The 16,428-nt window shown below is 69.8% G+C and carries 16 protein-coding genes and 2 pseudogenes; 13 read left to right on the top strand and 5 right to left on the bottom strand.

What is annotated here, in order from left to right; all coding sequences use genetic code 11:
• Window positions 1-41 precede the first annotated feature (41 nt).
• Window positions 42-1,253, bottom strand: a complete 1,212-nt coding sequence (locus QQY66_RS09635) for a mannosyltransferase family protein (RefSeq protein ID WP_301978714.1) — start codon at window positions 1,251-1,253, stop codon at window positions 42-44.
• Between the two features lie 260 nt (window positions 1,254-1,513).
• Between QQY66_RS09635 and QQY66_RS09630 the strand changes: the two genes are divergently transcribed.
• Together QQY66_RS09630 and QQY66_RS09625 are read left to right on the top strand one after the other, a co-directional pair.
• Complete coding sequence (locus QQY66_RS09630; RefSeq protein ID WP_301978713.1) at window positions 1,514-3,109, top strand: MFS transporter; 1,596 nt, start codon at window positions 1,514-1,516, stop codon at window positions 3,107-3,109.
• Between the two features lie 57 nt (window positions 3,110-3,166).
• Complete coding sequence (locus QQY66_RS09625; protein WP_301978712.1) at window positions 3,167-4,345, top strand: acyl-CoA dehydrogenase family protein; 1,179 nt, start codon at window positions 3,167-3,169, stop codon at window positions 4,343-4,345.
• Window positions 4,346-4,385: 40 nt separating this feature from the next.
• On the opposite strand, the gene QQY66_RS09620 is transcribed toward QQY66_RS09625, so the two are convergent.
• Complete coding sequence (locus tag QQY66_RS09620) at window positions 4,386-4,823, bottom strand: cell division protein SepF (protein ID WP_210574660.1); 438 nt, start codon at window positions 4,821-4,823, stop codon at window positions 4,386-4,388.
• Window positions 4,824-5,356: 533 nt separating this feature from the next.
• On the opposite strand from QQY66_RS09620, the pseudogene QQY66_RS09615 reads away from it, so the two are divergent.
• The 3 genes and pseudogenes from QQY66_RS09615 to QQY66_RS09605 form a co-directional block, all read left to right on the top strand.
• Window positions 5,357-5,956: pseudogene (locus tag QQY66_RS09615) on the top strand (LLM class flavin-dependent oxidoreductase); the annotation flags it as partial.
• A gap of 49 nt (window positions 5,957-6,005) precedes the next feature.
• A pseudogene (locus QQY66_RS09610) lies at window positions 6,006-6,586 on the top strand (DUF1684 domain-containing protein).
• Window positions 6,587-6,794: 208 nt separating this feature from the next.
• Entirely contained in the window at window positions 6,795-7,697 is a 903-nt protein-coding gene (locus QQY66_RS09605; RefSeq protein ID WP_301978711.1) for a S1 family peptidase, read from the top strand.
• Window positions 7,698-7,866: 169 nt separating this feature from the next.
• Here QQY66_RS09605 and QQY66_RS09600 read toward each other — a convergent pair whose 3' ends face one another.
• Window positions 7,867-8,751, bottom strand: a complete 885-nt coding sequence (locus QQY66_RS09600; protein ID WP_301978710.1) for an alpha/beta fold hydrolase — start codon at window positions 8,749-8,751, stop codon at window positions 7,867-7,869.
• A 90-nt stretch (window positions 8,752-8,841) separates the two neighbouring features.
• Here QQY66_RS09600 and QQY66_RS09595 point away from each other — a divergent pair, with 90 nt between their 5' ends.
• Together QQY66_RS09595 and QQY66_RS09590 are read left to right on the top strand one after the other, a co-directional pair.
• Window positions 8,842-9,711 carry a slipin family protein gene (locus tag QQY66_RS09595; RefSeq protein WP_301987244.1) on the top strand — a complete coding sequence of 290 codons (870 nt, stop codon included), beginning with the start codon at window positions 8,842-8,844 and terminating at the stop codon, window positions 9,709-9,711.
• 277 nt (window positions 9,712-9,988) lie between these two features.
• Window positions 9,989-11,071, top strand: coding sequence for a S1 family peptidase (locus QQY66_RS09590; protein WP_301978709.1), 1,083 nt, complete (start codon window positions 9,989-9,991; stop codon window positions 11,069-11,071).
• Between the two features lie 169 nt (window positions 11,072-11,240).
• On the opposite strand, the gene QQY66_RS09585 is transcribed toward QQY66_RS09590, so the two are convergent.
• Window positions 11,241-12,428 (bottom strand): AAA family ATPase, encoded by a 1,188-nt coding sequence (locus QQY66_RS09585; protein WP_301978708.1) that lies wholly within the window; start codon window positions 12,426-12,428, stop codon window positions 11,241-11,243.
• 39 nt (window positions 12,429-12,467) lie between these two features.
• Window positions 12,468-13,481: a DUF3533 domain-containing protein gene (locus QQY66_RS09580; protein ID WP_301978707.1), complete on the bottom strand. Its 1,014-nt coding sequence runs from the start codon at window positions 13,479-13,481 to the stop codon at window positions 12,468-12,470.
• Window positions 13,482-13,716: 235 nt separating this feature from the next.
• Between QQY66_RS09580 and QQY66_RS09575 the strand changes: the two genes are divergently transcribed.
• The 6 genes from QQY66_RS09575 to QQY66_RS09550 all read left to right on the top strand — a co-directional run bounded on the left by QQY66_RS09575 (window position 13,717) and on the right by QQY66_RS09550 (window position 16,391).
• On the top strand, window positions 13,717-13,875 hold the full coding sequence (locus tag QQY66_RS09575; protein ID WP_301978706.1) for a hypothetical protein: 159 nt from the start codon (window positions 13,717-13,719) through the stop codon (window positions 13,873-13,875).
• Complete coding sequence (locus QQY66_RS09570) at window positions 13,872-14,279, top strand: hypothetical protein (RefSeq protein ID WP_210574670.1); 408 nt, start codon at window positions 13,872-13,874, stop codon at window positions 14,277-14,279. Before QQY66_RS09575 ends, QQY66_RS09570 begins: the two co-directional genes overlap by 4 nt.
• An 86-nt stretch (window positions 14,280-14,365) precedes the next feature.
• Window positions 14,366-14,941 (top strand): phage tail protein, encoded by a 576-nt coding sequence (locus QQY66_RS09565; protein ID WP_301978705.1) that lies wholly within the window; start codon window positions 14,366-14,368, stop codon window positions 14,939-14,941.
• A gap of 38 nt (window positions 14,942-14,979) precedes the next feature.
• Entirely contained in the window at window positions 14,980-15,270 is a 291-nt protein-coding gene (locus QQY66_RS09560) for a hypothetical protein (RefSeq protein WP_301978704.1), read from the top strand.
• 47 nt (window positions 15,271-15,317) lie between these two features.
• On the top strand, window positions 15,318-15,689 hold the full coding sequence (locus QQY66_RS09555) for a hypothetical protein (protein ID WP_301987242.1): 372 nt from the start codon (window positions 15,318-15,320) through the stop codon (window positions 15,687-15,689).
• A gap of 27 nt (window positions 15,690-15,716) precedes the next feature.
• Entirely contained in the window at window positions 15,717-16,391 is a 675-nt protein-coding gene (locus tag QQY66_RS09550) for a hypothetical protein (protein ID WP_301978703.1), read from the top strand.
• Window positions 16,392-16,428 lie beyond the last annotated feature (37 nt).

Raw genomic sequence — 16,428 nt, 5'->3', positions numbered from 1 at the left:
TCCGGACGCTCACCCGCCGTCAGTGGCTCTGCGGCGGCCCGTCAGGGCGGACCGGAGCCGTTCAGCCAGAACGCCCCGTACACCGCCGAGCCGGCCGCCACAGCGCCCAGCACCAGCGCCGACCTGGTGGTTCGCAGCCGGGCCAGGGCCAGGGCGAGGGGCAGCAGCAGGGAGAAGGCGGGCATGAGCAGGCGCGGTTTCGAGCCGAAGTAGCTCGACGCGCACAGCGCCAGCGCGGTGACGACACCCGTGTACACCAGCAGCGGCAGCGGCTGGCGCTGCCGTACGCAGACGACGTACAGCCAGACGACCAGGCCCATGCCGGCGATCAGCCCGACCCCCGCCAGGGCCGACGGAAACGACGTGAACTTTGCGGCGACGAATCGGGCGAACGCCCAGCCGCCGTCGAAGCCGTTGCGCCAGCCCGCCTGGACGTCGAGATAGCCGAGCGGGCCCTTGCCGGTGCGGTGGCCGACCCACAGGACATACCCGGCGGCGCCGAGGGGCGCGAGCAGCATGCCGAGGGCGCGCCGCCACGCGGATGCGCCGTTTTCCGGCGTACCGGGGGCAAGTAAGGGGGCGTGTTCCGGGCTGCGTGCGCCCTCGTCGGGCGCCGCGCTTCGGTGTCGTACGAAAGTGGCGATACCGGCCGCCCACACCGCCGCCACGACCGCCAGGCCCACCGGGCGGGTCAGGCCCGCAAGCAGGGCCAGGGTGCCGGACGTGAGCCAGCGGCCGGTCAGGACGGCGTACAGCGACCAGGCGGCGAGTGCGGTGAACAGTGACTCGCTGTACGCCATCGACTGCACGATCCCGACGGGCAGCACGGCCCACAGCAGCACCGCGCAGAACCCCGCGCGCGGGCCGTACACAAGGTTGGCGACCGCGTGGATCCCCCAGGCCGCGGCGAGCGAGGCCAGCACGGCGACGAGGAAGCCGGCGCCCGCGTACGACAGCGGGGTCGTCGCGTGCAGCAGCCGCTCCAGCCAGGGCAGCAGCGGGAAGAAGGCGAGGTTGGAGTGGATGTCGCCGTTCGGGAGGCGGACCTCGTAGCCGTACCCCAGCTCGGCGACCCTGGTGTACCAGAGGGAGTCCCAGCGGGCGGTCAGCAGGGTGTACGCGCTCTTGTCGCGCGCCGCGCTCCACAGGGCGAGGGTGAGCAGGCCCAGGGCACGGACGGCCGCGTACCCGAGGAGGGCCCGGGCCGTCCCCGTGAGTCCGGCTGGTGCCACGCGCGTTGCAAGATCGGTCACGGTCCGATTATCGACGGCCCCCGGAACCGGACCGGCCCGCGCTACGTGGTGGAGAGGGAGGCGGAGTGGCGTACGCCACACATGTTCCGCGGGAGGTGTGAGAGGTCCGCCACGCAGGACCGGCGCGTTCTCGCGTACATTGACGTGTCACTCGCCTTTCGTTGCGCGGGCCGGAGACCACCGCTCCTCTCCGGCCGAGTCACGGGGAGCCCCACCCCGTGTGCCCGCCGAACGCGAGGGAACATCTGGGAGGTACGTACATGTCCGGGACGACCACGGCCGCTGCGCTGCGCCGTCGGGCGGCCGGGGCCGGTGCAAACCGCTGGGTCGTCCTGGTCGTCCTCTGCGTGAGCCTGCTCCTGGTCGCCGTCGACGCCACCGTGCTGCACGTGGCGGTGCCCGCCGTCACCGAGGACCTCAAGCCCGGCGCGATAGAACTGCTCTGGATCGTCGACATCTATCCGCTCGTCTGCGCCTCGCTGCTGATCCTCTTCGGCACGCTCGGCGACCGGGTGGGCCGCAGACGGATCCTGCTCCTCGGATACGGGCTTTTCGGCGTCGCCTCGGCCATGGCGGCCCTCGCCGACACCGCCCAGGTGCTGATCGCCGCACGGGCGCTGCTCGGCGTCGGCGGCGCGATGATCATGCCCGCGACCCTGTCGATCCTCCGCCAGGTCTTCCCCGACCGGCGTGAGCGGGCCCTCGCCATCGGCATCTGGAGCGCGGTGGCCGCGGTGGGCGCGGCGGTCGGGCCGCTGCTCGGCGGCTTCCTCCTCGAACACTTCTGGTGGGGCTCGGTCTTCCTCGTCAACATCCCGCTGATGCTGGTCAGCCTTCCCGTGGGACGCCTGCTGCTGCCCGAGTCGAAGGGCGACGGCAGGGGGCCCTGGGACGTCGTCGGCGCGCTGATGGCGGCGGCCGGTCTGTTCGGGGTGGTCCTGGGGGTCAAGCGGCTCGGGAGCGGCGAAGTGGACGGGGCCACCGCGCTGCCGCTGGTGGTGGGCGCCGTGCTGCTCGTGCTGTTCGTACGGCGGCAGCGGCGGCTCAAGCATCCGCTCGTCGACCTGCGGATGTTCGCCCGCCCTGCGTTCAGCACGTCAGTGGGCTGCATCGTGCTGGCGATGCTGGCGCTGGTCGGGCTCGAGCTGATCGCGGCGCAGTATCTGCAGCTGGTGCTGGAGCTCTCCCCGCTGGAGACGGGTCTACGGCTGCTGCCGCTGACGTTCGCCGCGATGGCGGCGGGTCTTGCCGGGGCGCGGATGCTGCGCAGGTTCGGGCCACGGCGGATGGTGTGCGCCGGGTTCGCGCTGACCGCGGTCGCGGTACTGACGCTGATGGCGATGGGCGGCGAGGACAATCCCGGTCTGCTGCTGCTCGGGTTCGTGCTGCTGGGCTTCGGTCTGGAGACGACGCTGTTCGGGGCGTACGAGTCGATGCTGAGCGAGGCCCCGCAGGAACAGGCGGGCGGCGCCGCCGCGATCGGCGAGACGTCGTACCAGCTCGGTGCCGGGATCGGGATCGCGCTGCTCGGAAGCGTGATGAACGCGGCGTATGCGCCCGGACTGTCGTCCGTGCCGGGGGTTCCGGGGCGGGCGTCGGCCGCGGCGGAGCATTCGCTGGGCGAGGCGTACGAGGTCGCCGACCGTCTCGGCGGCCCGGCCGGTGTCGCCCTGCGCCGCGCCGCCCAGGACTCCTTCGTGCACGGACTGCATGTGACGCTGCTGGTGAGCGCGGGGCTGCTGGTGCTGGGCGCGGTGATGGCGCTGCGGTTGCCGCGGGTGATGCAGTGCGAGCAGGCGGCGACGGTGGAGCTTCCCGGTCCTCGGGAAGTCGCGGAGTCCCGCGTCTCGGTGTGACGGCGAACCCCGGGTACCGTAACTACCGGTGCTAGTTAATCATCCGGAGGGTGTCCCATGCCGTTGCCCCCGTTCGATCCCGCCGACCCCCTGGGCATCGATGACCTGCTGGACCCGGAGGACCTCGCGATCCGCGACACCGTGCGCAGGTGGGCCGCCGACCGGGTCCTGCCGTACGTCGCGGACTGGTACGAGAAGGGCGAGCTGCCCGACGTAAGGGAACTGGCCCGTGAACTCGGTGGGATCGGGGCACTGGGGATGTCCCTCAGCGGGTACGGCTGCGCCGGTGCGAGCGCCGTGCAGTACGGGCTGGCATGCCTGGAACTGGAGGCCGCCGACTCCGGCATCCGCTCCCTCGTGTCCGTGCAGGGCTCCCTCGCCATGTACGCCATCCACCGGTTCGGTTCGGAGGACCAGAAGCAGCGCTGGCTGCCCCGTATGGCCTCCGGCGAGGTCATCGGCTGCTTCGGTCTCACCGAACCCGACCACGGCTCCGACCCCGCCTCCATGCGCACGCATGCCAAGCGGGAGGGCGGCGACTGGGTGCTCAACGGGCGGAAGATGTGGATCACCAACGGCTCCGTGGCCGGTGTCGCCGTCGTCTGGGCGCAGACCGACGACGGGATCCGCGGGTTCGCCGTGCCCACCGACACCGCCGGCTTCTCCGCCCCGGAGATCAAGCACAAGTGGTCGCTCCGCGCCTCCGTCACCAGCGAACTCGTCCTCGAAGACGTACGGTTGCCCGCCGACGCCGCACTGCCGGAGGTCACCGGTCTGCGCGGCCCCCTCAGCTGTCTCTCCCACGCGCGCTACGGCATCGTGTGGGGGGCGATGGGGGCGGCGCGGTCGTGTTTCGAGACCGCTGTGGAATACGCGAGGACGCGGGAGCAGTTCGGGCGGCCCATCGGGGGATTCCAGCTCACCCAGGCCAAGCTCGCCGACATGGCGGTCGAACTGCACAAGGGGATTCTGCTCGCCCATCATCTGGGGCGGCGGATGGATGCCGGGCGCCTGCGTCCCGAGCAGGTCAGCTTCGGCAAGCTGAACAACGTACGAGAGGCGATCGAGATCTGCCGTACGGCTCGGACGATCCTCGGGGCCAACGGGATCTCCCTGGAGTACCCCGTGATGCGGCATGCGACGAACCTCGAGTCGGTGCTCACCTACGAGGGCACCGTCGAGATGCACCAGCTCGTGCTGGGCAAGGCGCTCACCGGACTCGACGCGTTCCGGTAAGGGCCCGGCAGAGCGGGCAGGGCCGACGGGCGGCCCTGCCTCAGCTCTGGTTGAAGAAACCGTCGGCGCGGTGTGCCGCCGGCTCCCCGCTGACGATCTCCGTGTCGGCCGGGCTGAGCAGGAACACGCGGTTGGACACCCGGTCGATCGAACCCCGCAGACCGAAGATCAGGCCCGCCGCGAAGTCGACCACGCGCTTGGCGTCGCCCGGCTCCATGGCCGTGAGGTTCATGATGACCGGGACACCCTCGCGGAACAGCTCGCCGATGGCGCGCGCGTCCCGGAAGCTGTCCGGAGTGACCGTGCCGATCCGGCGGCCCTTCTCGACCGCCACGTCCGAGGCCACCTTCACCCGCGGATCGGTGACCCAGGCCTCCCCGGGCTCGGTCCCTTCGGAGTAGTCGTCGTCGTAGTAACGCTCGTCATCGTTGTCGTCGACGAGGCCAAGCCAGGCACTCGCCTTGCGTACCGATCCCATGGACGCCTCCTCTCACAGCGGTCTCTTTTGCTTTCCGCATCCCTATCGTCATCCATGATGCGGACGTCGCGCCAAGTGGATAGACGCCGCGCGGGGGGTTTGTGACGGTACTGGTGCACAGCGAATTCGTCGAGAGCCCTGGTCTCCCAAGGGTCTTGCCGAACAGTGCTGCTGACTGTGAGTGAAATATGATTGTTCGCGTCGTATGGGTGACCGGCGGGGCGTACGGGTGAACAGAGACGGTCTCATTGGTGTGATGTTCGGTCGGTACGATGCGGTCGCTCAACATCGCACGCATCACGGGGGATCGTCGTGACGGGCTGCTCATCTCGGTTCTGACGAAGGCTCAGGCCGATGGGAACGCGGGTGGCAGGCGTACGGCGGGACCTGCCCGTTGCGCGCCCGCCCAGGGCCCGAGGCGCTCGCCGTCCTGTCGCGGGTGGCGCCCGTCACCAGCCGGATCGGCCTGGTGCCCACCGTCACCATCACCCACACCGAGCCCTTCCATGTGACGCCGTGTCAGGGGGAGCGTCATGACCGTACAGATCCATCTGGCCGCTCACTTTCCCGGCGTCAACAACACCACCGTCTGACTTCTTCTTCTCGCCGAGGGGCTGGGCCGGCCCGAGTCGATCACCGTGCTGAGCGCGCTCGCCGCCGTCACCGAGCGGCTGGGCCGGCCGAGCCGTACGAACTCGCCCGCAGGCTGGCCACGTTGGACCATCTCAGCGGCGGCCGGGCGGCGTGGAACGTGGTGACGGCGTCCGATGCCTTCACCGGGGAGAACTTCCGGCGCGGTGGCCATCTCGACCGGGCGGACCGGTACACGCTGGCCGCCGAATTCGTTGATGTGGCACGGCAGTTGTGGGACGCCGGTGAGTTCTCCCACCGGGGGCGGCACTTCGACATCGCGGGCGAGTTCACGGTGCCGCTGTCCCCGCAGGGGCACCCCGTCGGCATCCAGGCCGGAGGGCCCGGCCTTCTACGATGACGTCAAACGGCGCCTCGCGGCCTACGGTCGTTCCCCCGACGACCTCAAGATCATGCCCGCTGCCACCGTCGTCCTCGGCGACACCGCGGCCGACGCCCAGGAGAAGGCCGCGGAGATACGACGGCAGCCATCGGCGCCCCGACTGGACGAGTTCGTGGACCGGGTGGTGCCGCTGCTCCAGGAGCGCGCAGATGACGAGGGACGCGTCCGACGCCTGGCGGCAGTGGCACGAGCGCCGCGTCGCCTCGGTCTCCGCGCCCTACGGACCACCCGGGCGGGCGGCTTCCGGACATCCCCGGGATCCGGGTCGGCGAGTGCGGCCCGGGTGGCGTACGGGAGCGCCGACTGGTGGTGTTGGTGCGCGAAGGGGCGTGGGGCCTACAAGCCGCGCTGGTCGGTGCCGGGGCGCTTCACGCCGTACGACTCCGGGCGCACCGTGCGGGTCGACAACGCCGACGGACGGCAGTGGGGGCTCGGGCTCGGCGGGGAGCTGGTGTTCACCCTCGACGGGGAGCAGCTGACGCTTCAGGCGAGCGTCGAGGCGGACAGCTCGCTGTGGGCGGTTTTCGGCGATGGTACGAACGGACGCGGCAGTTACCGTTTCCGCTTCCTGCGCCCGGCCGCGCCCGACGCCGAGGGCCGTACGAACGTCGATTTCAACCGTGCGCTGCTGCCGCCCTGCGCCTTCGCCGACCACTTCATCTGCCCGTTCCCGCTGCCGGGGAGCACGCTGGGCGTCGCCGTGGCGGCGGGGGCGCGCACGCTGCTCTGAACGGGGCGGGGCGCGCACATTTCACAGTTCGTTCAATGGTTGACGGCCGAAAGGCGCCCTTGCGTCTACCGGTCGTTCGGCCGAATACTCCCTCCAGCGCTTGTCAGGGGCACGACGTGTTCGGAATCCGGACATTCGGGCCACTGACTGCGCCTCACGGGCCCCGACCCCACGCGGGCCCCCAACTTCCCATGTGGAGGAACGAAAAGTGAGGATCAAGCGCACCACCCCCCGCAGCGGCATTCAGAGACGGACCCGGCTGATCGCCGTCAGTACCGGTCTCGTGGCCGCAGCAGCGATCGCGATCCCCAACGCGAACGCCGCCGACCCCACCACGTTCAGCGCCTCCCAGCTCAAGAGCGCCGGCTCCTCGGTGCTCAAGGCTGACATCCCCGGCACCGCCTGGGCCGTCGACGCGAAGACCAACCGGGTCGTCGTCACCGTCGACAGCACGGTCTCCAAGGCCGAGATAGCCAAGATCAAGGAGCAGGCGGGCGCCAACGCCTCCGCGCTCACGATCAAGCACACCGAAGGCAAGTTCCAGAAGTTCATCCAGGGCGGCGACGCCATCTATGCGAGTAGCTGGCGCTGCTCGCTCGGCTTCAACGTCCAGGACAGCAGCGGCAACCAGTACTTCCTGACCGCCGGTCACTGCACCGACGGCGCGGGCACCTGGTACTCCAACTCCGGCCGCACCACGGTCATCGGCTCGACCGCCGGCTCCAGCTTCCCGGGCAACGACTACGGCATCGTGCGCTACTCCGGCTCCGTCAGCCGGCCCGGCACCGCGAACGGCGTGGACATCACCCGCGCGGCCACGCCCAGCGTGGGCACCACCGTCATCCGCGACGGCTCCACCACCGGTACGCACAGCGGCCGGGTCACCGCCCTCAACGCGACCGTCAACTACGGCGGCGGCGACGTCGTCGGCGGTCTGATCCAGACCACCGTCTGCGCCGAGCCCGGCGACTCCGGCGGTTCGCTCTACGGCAGCAACGGCACCGCGTACGGTCTGACCTCCGGCGGCAGCGGCAACTGCCGCTCCGGCGGAACGACCTTCTTCCAGCCGGTCACAGAGGCCCTGAGCGCCTACGGCGTCAGCGTCTACTAGGCCGTTCGGCGGATACTCCCAGCCGCCTCGCACCACCGCACTCGCACGGCACCACCTGCAGCCGGCAGCAGGCGAGCCCCCGCACGCACCCGCGTGCGGGGGCTCGCTGTCGTGCGGCGGGAACATGCGGGAGAGGAACGGCAGTTGGAGGGGAGCCCGGGTGGCTGGATCATGAGGCCCTGGACTCCGGTGTGGCGCACAGCCAGTCCAGTACGGCGGGCAGGGCCTTGAGCGCTCCGAAGTGGCCGGCGTCGGGGTCCAGGACGGGGCGGGCCCGGGGGATCTGGTCCGCGAGCCACTTGAAGTGGCCCACGGGAGAGAAGGTGTCCAGGGCGCCGTGCCACAGCAGCACCGGCCGGGTGATGACCGCCGGGTCGAAGCCCCAGCTGCTGAGCAGGGCGAGATCGTCGTCGAGCCAGCCGTACGCCGAGGTGCTCAGCGACTCGCGGTAGTTGCGCAGCAGCATGTCGCTGATGGCCGGGTCGGAGATGATCCGCCGGTCGGAGTCGGTGAGCCCGTCGCGGATGGACACCAGCAGCTGGGCCGGATCGCTGCGGATGGCGGCGGCGCGCGCGGCCAGCCGGTCGGCGAAGTCCAGCGGGTCGGTGAGGGCCCGGGTGAAGTCCTCGACCTTCGAGGGGGCCATGCCCTCGAACCAGCTCAGTCCAGCGGCGTTCGGCGGTGCGGGACACACCAGCGCCGCCGTACGCCGCACCCGCGCCGGCAACAGCGCGGCGCAGGCCAGTGCGTGCGGGGCGCCGCCCGAGTGGCCGAGGACGGCGAACCGGTCGAGCTTGAGAGCGTCCGCCAGCGCGGCCACGTCCCGGGCCGCGTCGGCCACCAGGCGTCCCGGCCGGCGGTCCGAATCGCCGTAGCCGGGACGGTCGTAGGAGATGAACCGCACGCCGGGGCGCGCGGTGAGGACGTCCTCCGGCACCGTGCCGTGGCGGCAGCCCGGGGTGCCGTGCAGCAGCACCACCGGCGTGCCGTCCGGATCTCCTCGCTCCGTCACCGCCAGCCATCGGCCGTCCCGCATCCGTACGCCGTCGACCACCTGCGTCCTCCGTCTCCCCAACGCGAACATCCCGGAGTTACCGTCGAAGTACACACCCTGTGCGCCCGATTCGGACCCTGGGGGGCCGTGATGGTCGAGGAGCTGGTGGCGGCGGGCGTCTCGCTCGCGTCTGTCGGAGCGGTGTACGTGATGTCGGCGGCGCGGGTCGTCAAACAGTACGAACGCGGTGTGGTGTTCCGGCTCGGCAGGCTGAAGTCCGATGTGCGCGGGCCCGGGTTCACGATGATCGTTCCCGGCGTGGACAAGCTCCGCAAGGTCAACATGCAGATCGTGACGATGCCCGTGCCCGCGCAGGAGGGCATCACCCGGGACAACGTCACGGTGCGGGTGGACGCCGTCGTCTACTTCAAGGTCGTCGACGCGGCCGACGCCGTCGTGCAGGTCGAGGACTACCGCTTCGCCGTCTCGCAGATGGCGCAGACCTCGCTGCGCTCCATCATCGGCAAGAGCGACCTGGACGATCTGCTGTCCAACCGCGAAAAGCTCAACCAGGGCCTGGAGTTGATGATCGACAGCCCCGCGATCGGCTGGGGCGTGCAGATCGACCGCGTCGAGATCAAGGACGTGTCGCTGCCCGAGACCATGAAGCGCTCCATGGCGCGGCAGGCGGAGGCCGACCGCGAGCGGCGGGCCCGGGTCATCAACGCCGACGCCGAACTCCAGGCGTCCAAGAAGCTCGCCGAGGCCGCCGAACAGATGGCGGACACGCCCTCCGCCCTGCAACTGCGGCTGCTCCAGACGGTGATGGCGGTCGCCGCCGAGAAGAACTCGACGCTCGTGCTGCCCATCCCGGTGGAACTGCTGCGCTTCCTGGAGAAGGCGCCGGGACAGGCGCCGTCGGCCCCGGCGGTGCCCCCGCGCCCGGCGCAGGAACAACTGCCGCCCGCCGAACCGCGCTTGGATCCGGACCTCGAAGGGTCGATTTCAAGACAGGACTAGTCCTCACAGACAGCTCATGAATTACCCGCTCGTAGTGTTTGCAGCGCGAACACACCAGGGATGACTGTGCACGGTCAAGGTGAGGGGGCGCGCAACCGCGTTCTACGCGCGTCCGGAAGTCGACCTTGTGTGCCCCCTGTAAGCCTCGGGATAGTGAGCGTTGTTCAACCGGCACGGACGCGGCTTTTTTGTTGTGCGCCGTCCCCCGTGCCGTACGCCTTCCGGTTCGCCAGGCCCCCACAGCCTTTCGGACCGACCCCCCACAGGAGGACGTGAGTTGAAGCACCGACGCATACCCAAGCGGCGTGCCGCCGTAGCAGGTGCGGGCATCGCCGCACTCGTAGCCGCGGGTGTCACCTTGCAGACTGCGAACGCCAGCGAGAGCACGGAGAACTCCGCGCCCGAGACGCTCTCGGTCATGGCGGCCGGAAAGCTCGCCTCGACGCTGGGCAAGGAACTCGGCACCGACGCGGCCGGCACCTACTACGACGCGCAGACGAAGAACCTAGTCGTCAACGTGCTCGACGAGGCCGCCGCCCAGACCGTCGAGGAGGCCGGCGCCAAGGCCAGAGTCGTGGCGAACTCCCTCGCCGAACTCAAGAGCGCCCGGACCACCCTGAAGCAGGACGCGACCATCCCGGGCACCTCCTGGATGACCGACCCGGCCACCAACAAGGTCGTCGTCACCGCCGACCGCACGGTCTCCAAGGCCGAGTGGGCCAAGCTGACCAAGGTGGTCGACGGGCTCGGCGCCACGGCGGAACTCAAGCGCACCAAGGGCGAGTTCAAGCCCTTCATCGCGGGCGGCGACGCCATCACCGACGGCAGCGGTCGCTGCTCGCTCGGCTTCAACGTCGTCAAGGGCGGCGAGCCGTTCTTCCTGACCGCCGGTCACTGCACCGAGTCCATCACCAACTGGCAGGACTCGGACGGCAACGAGCTGGGCACCAACGAGGTCTCCAGCTTCCCGGACAACGACTACGGCCTGGTCAAGTACACGGCCGATGTCGAGCACCCGAGCGAGGTCAACCTCTACAACGGCTCCTCGCAGGCCATCGCGGGCGCCTCCGAGGCCACGGTCGGCATGGAGGTCACCCGCAGCGGCTCGACCACGCAGGTGCACGACGGCAAGGTCACCGGCCTGGACGCCACCGTGAACTACGGCAACGGCGACATCGTCAACGGCCTGATCCAGACCGACGTCTGCGCCGAGCCCGGTGACAGCGGCGGCTCGCTGTTCTCCGGCGACCAGGCGATCGGCCTCACCTCCGGCGGCAGCGGCGACTGCACCTCCGGCGGCGAGACGTTCTTCCAGCCGGTGACCGAGGCGCTGTCTGCCACGGGCACGGAAATCGGCTGACCGCCGCTTTTGTAACACCGTGAAGTCCCGCCCCTTGTATGAGGGGCGGGACTTTCGCGTGCGGTTGGAAGTCCGGTGTGTCGGCTGCGGGTTGCGTCGTGGCTGGTCGCGCAGTTCCCCGCGCCTCTTTGGGGCGCTGCCGAACCGGACGGGGACTCGCCGGACCCACTCAGCGCTTCGGCCAGTACCACAGGGGCTCGTCCAGCGGGCCTCCGCGGCCCGCCACCTCTGTCTGTCCGAACTCCTTGACCAGCTCTATGGAGTTGACGTCCAGGCGGTGACGTATCGCGCCCTTGGCCAAGGCGTCGGCCAGCGGCCTCGCGTGGGTGACGACGATGATCTGGATGTCCCTCGTCGCGGTGAGGATCAGATCGGCGAGCGGGGGGATCAGGTCCGGGTGGAGGCTGGTCTCGGGCTCGTTGAGGACCAGCAGCGACGGCGGCCGGGGTGTGAGCAGCGCGGCAGCCCAGAGCAGATAGCGCAGGGTGCCGTCGGACAGCTCGGCCGCGGTGAGCGGGCGCAGCAGTCCGTGCTGGCGCAGGGCGAGTTCGAACCGGCCGCCGTGGTTCATGACCTCGACCCGGCTGCCGGGGAAGGCCGCGTCGACTGCCTCGTCCAGCGCCTCGCGGTGACCGACCTCGCGGATCGTCTGGAGCGCCGCCGCCAGGTCGGAGCCGTCGCCGCTGAGCACCGGCGTGCGGGTGCCGATCACGGCGGCGCGGGCCGGGGCGTGGGCGTCGGTGCGGACATGGTCGTAGAACCGCCAGGATCTGATGAGTTCGCGCACCGCCAGCACGTCCGGCGCGTGCTGGGGGTCGGCCATTTCGCCGAGCATGCTGTCGTACGGCCGTAGCGTCCCGTGCGCCCGGGACCAGGCGCCGCCCGCGCCGCGCACCTTCACGGCCGCCCCCGTGCGGTCCGAGAGCACGGCGGCGGGGCGCAGCACCGGCCCGCTCCAGATGCACTCGCGCTTGATCTCCGGGTCGACGTCGAACATGGACGGCGCACCTGCCGGGACCGGGTACCCGAAGTCCACCGCATACCCGAACTCGTCCCCCGCGAAGCCCAGTTGCAGGCTGACCGGGCCCGAGCGGACGGTGCCCTGCACCGGAAGGCGGCCCTCGCGCACCGCACGGCTGATCTTCTCGGGCCCCGCCCACAGCACCGACGGCAGCCCGCCCTCGCGCGCGAGAGCCGCGACGGCGCCGCCGCGCGCGGCCTCGGCCAGCAGCCGCAGGGCGCGGTACAGGCTGGACTTGCCCGTGCCGTTCGCTCCCGTGATCACGTTCAGTCTGTCCAGGGGCACGATCAGGCGACGCAGGGACCGGTAGTTCTCGACGGCGAGTGTGCGAAGCATGTGTCCAGGCTTGCAGACGGGACTGACAACGGGCCCGGGTCAGCCTGCCGCCCGCCTCCGTCGGAACGTCGCCGCGGCCATCGTGATCACGATCCCTGCAGCCGCCCACGCCGACAGCACCAGGAGCGACGCCGTCGTGTCGTTGCCCTTGAAGTACGCGATGGAGCGCGCCGCCCACGTCCCCGCGCCCGGCGGCAGCGCAGGGCCGATCGCGTTCCAGAACGGCGGCAGCATCGGCAGCGGGAAGGCGCCGCCCGCGCTCGGGTTGCCCGCGATCACCACGATGAGGATCGCCAGGCCGATGCCGACGATCCCGAAGATGCCCTGGAGCGCGAGCGTTGCGGCCCCTACGGCGAACGTGATCAGCGCGCCGAGCCCCCAGAGGGCGGCCACGCTCCCGGGCAGGGCGCCCAGGATCGGCCCGATGATGACCGCTCCGCCGAGCCCTCCGATGATCGACACCAGCGCCATGGCGACCAGCCGGATCGTCGCGCGGCGCGGGTCGGCGGGCCGGGCGCCGGAGCTGATCGCCAGGATCGAGGCGCACAGATAGCCGCCGACGCACCAGCCGACGACCAGGTAGAAGGACGACAGCCCGTCGAAGTCCTGGGGCGAGGCCGGGGCCACGTCGACGACCCTGACCGTGCGCTGCTCGGCCTTCTCCAGGGTGGTGGCGATCGTCTCCAGGGCGGTGGCGAGGACAGTGCCACCGCCGGTCGCGACCAGGAGCGTGTCCGTCGTCCCCGCCTGGTCGATGATCAGCGCCCCGTCGATGTCCCGGTTCAGGATCTGCTCGCGCGCCGTCGCCGCGTCGGCCACCGCGCGCGGGTCCAGGGGCGAGCCGGGCAGCCGCTCCAGCCGGGTCACCGCCTGCTCGGCCGCGACCTGGGGTGCGACCACGCCGAAGGGGACGTCCTTCGGCTTCGGGTTGTGCAGTGCCCCGACGTAGGAGGCGATGAACAGCAGTTGGAGGGCGATCACTCCGATGACCAGCAGGGTGGCTCTTGGGGTGACGGCGTCCTTCACCTCGGAGAGGAAGCTGTTCTGTGTCATGCCCCTACGGTCCGAGGGGGTGGGCGTTTCCGCAGGTGGGGTGCGGCCGAATGGGTGTCGTACACACGTTCTTCATTATCGTTATCTGTTCGAGATCTTTTGTGGCTCACGCTGTGCTTGGGGTGCCCGTTACATTTGGGGCTCCGGGGGACCTCAACCTTGTTGACCGCAGCGGAAGTTGATCTCCCGTCAGTTCTTTCACAGCCGTACAGCCGAACGCTCGGGGGAAAGCGCTGTGCAGAAAATCCAGCTGACCTACTGGTGGAACGGGCATGAGCCGGGGGATGTCGTCGAGGTCGACGACTCGACCGCGCGCGGAGTGCTCGGTGTGATCGCGCGGCCCGTGCCGGAGGCCGAGGCCGAGCGGGACGGCGAGCCGGAGCCCCGGGGATGAGCGAGCCGTACGTCACCTTTCCGGACGTGGAGCAGCTGGTCGTCGATCTCCTGAAGGACCGTAGTGAGCTGGCCGGTGTCCTTGTGGACGTCCAGCCGCCCTCCGGGTTCGACGGCTCGCAGCGTGCCGTGCTGGTCTCCCGGGTCGGCGGGGCCTGGGCGGAGGATCCCCGGCTCGACAATCCACTGGTCGATCTTGAGGTGTACGGGCCGTCCAAGGCCGCGGCCCATACCGTCTCCCTCGTCGCCCGCGCTCTGATGCTCCAGCTCAGGGGCGCGGTGCACGGCGCGGCGACCGTCGTGGACGTCGTCGAGGAGGACGGGCCGCGCTGGCTGCCCGACTATCGGCACGCCACCGCCAACCGCTATGTCTCGACCACCCGGCTGGTGGTCCGCCCGGCCTGAGCCGGTTCCCTCTCGTACGTCCCCTCAGCGCCTGGTGCGCACCACATCCGTAGCACGTCATGTCCATCTCCCACCAAGGAGCAGTGATGGCCGGAACGAACGCCAAGGAGATCCGGGTCGCGGGCAGTGGCCGGGTCCTCATCGCCCCGCTCGCCACCGCACCGCCCGCCGACACCGGTGCGGCGTGGGGTGCCGAGTGGAAGGACCTCGGCTACACCACCACCGACGGGGTCAAGATCTCCAAGAAGGACAAGCTGGACCCCGTGGACACCTGGCAGAGCGTCAGCTCGGCGAGGTTCGTCTACTCCGACCGCGACCTCAGTTTCAAGTTCCAGCTGCTTCAGCTGAACGAGGACACCCTGCCGTTCTTCTTCGGCGGCGGGCAGGTGAAGGAGACGGCGACCGGGTCCGGCCTCTACAAGTACGAGATGGCGGCCGAGCCGAAGTTCGACGAGCGGATGCTCGGGCTGGAGTTCGCCGACGGGGACGAGGTGACGTATCGCATGATCGTCGCCCGTGGTCAGGTGACCGAGACGGAGGAGATCGCCCTCGTCCGTACGGCCCCCGTGAAGCTGGGCGTCACCTTCACGGCGCTGGCGACGGTGGACGACGCGCCGCTGGCGACGTTCCTGATGAAGGACCCGAGCTTCAGCGCGGCCTGACCGATTCCCCTTCTTTCCAGCTAGGAGCCCTACGCGCCATGGCCCGTTTCAACGTCAACGCCGCCCGTGCCCAGCGTCTCGAAACCCTCGGGAAGGACTGGGAGTTCGAGGTGGACAGCGATGTGTTCCACCTGCCGACCGAGTTCCCGCGCAGCATCGCCAAGCAGATCGCGGCGCTGGACGACAACGACATCGACGGCCTGCTGGCGCTGCTGCTCGGGCCCGAGCAGTTCGAGCGGCTGGGCAAGTACGACATCAGCGTCCAGGACGTCTCCGCGATCCTGGAGGCGTACGGCAACGAGACGGGCATGACGCTGGGGGAAGGCTGAGCCTCGGCGCGCTGGTCGACGAGCACGCCGAGGCCCTGGAGGCGGACCTGCTCCGCCACTACGGTGTCGACCTCCTCGACTGGCACCGGGGCCACCTCTCCTCCCGCCGCCTGCGCGTCCTGACCGAACACCTGCCCGCCGACTCGTCCTTCGCCCGGGCCGTCCATGGCGAACAGGCGGACTGGACGGTCACGGATCATCTGCTGGCGGCGGTCGTCGACCATCTCGCGGTCGCCAACTGGATGTTCGCGACGGCCAACCGGGACGAGGACACGGAGCCGGCGCCTTATCCGGAGCCGGTGCCGCGACCGGGCGGACCCGACTCGGCTGCGGGCGCCTCGGCCGCCGGCCTGTCGGCCGCCGGAGAGGAACGTTCCGCGACCGCGGCCGAGATCGTGGCGTTTCTCGGCTCGCCCTGAGACGCCTTCCACGAGAGAAGACTGAAGATGGCCACTCCTCCACCACCGAATCCGATCGAGCAGTTGCAGCAGCGGATCAGCGCCCTTGAAAAGGAGGCGTCGAAACCCATCCTGCTGAAATTCATCGAGGTCACCACAGCGGAAAAGGTGGCGCTGGCCCTTGGGCCGGGAAAGGTGGAAGGGGTGGTGGCCAACATCGCGGTCAACGCGGTGAAGGCCGAGTTCAATTTCTTCGACCCCATCAAGATGCTCGGACTCCAGGACAGGTACGACGAATTCATCCTGAACAGGTTCCGCTCGGAGGAGGAGAGGAAGCAAGTCAAGGATCAGAAGCCCGAGAACCTCCTGGCAGAGGCCAACAAAGCCAAGGAAGAGATCGCCAGGGCCAAGAACCGGCTGGCCACGGTGGAGGAGAGGCTGGACAAGCCGCGGAGCATCGGTGACATGCGCAAGGACATCAGTGCGAACCGTGCGTGGGCCAAGCAGCAGTTCGATCAGCTGAGAGGCAAGAAGAACCCGCGCGAGGATCTCGCCCGGGTCAAGGGCTCCGCCCCTTTCCCGAGCGTCCACCGGCTGCAACAGCAGGAACAGCAACTCAGAAAGACCATCGCGCAATTCGTCCGCGTGGTGAAGGGCGCGGTTCCCGAAACGGCAGCCCTTGCCGATGAAATGGCCGCGATCGAACGGCAGTTGAAGAAATAAGTTCCTTGGTCCGTCCACCCCGCCCGCCCTACAGGAG

The organism is Streptomyces sp. DG2A-72, from assembly GCF_030499575.1.
Taxonomy (GTDB): domain Bacteria; phylum Actinomycetota; class Actinomycetes; order Streptomycetales; family Streptomycetaceae; genus Streptomyces.
Note: the sequence above shows the minus strand (reverse complement) of the source record. Positions and strands in the feature narration are given on the sequence as shown.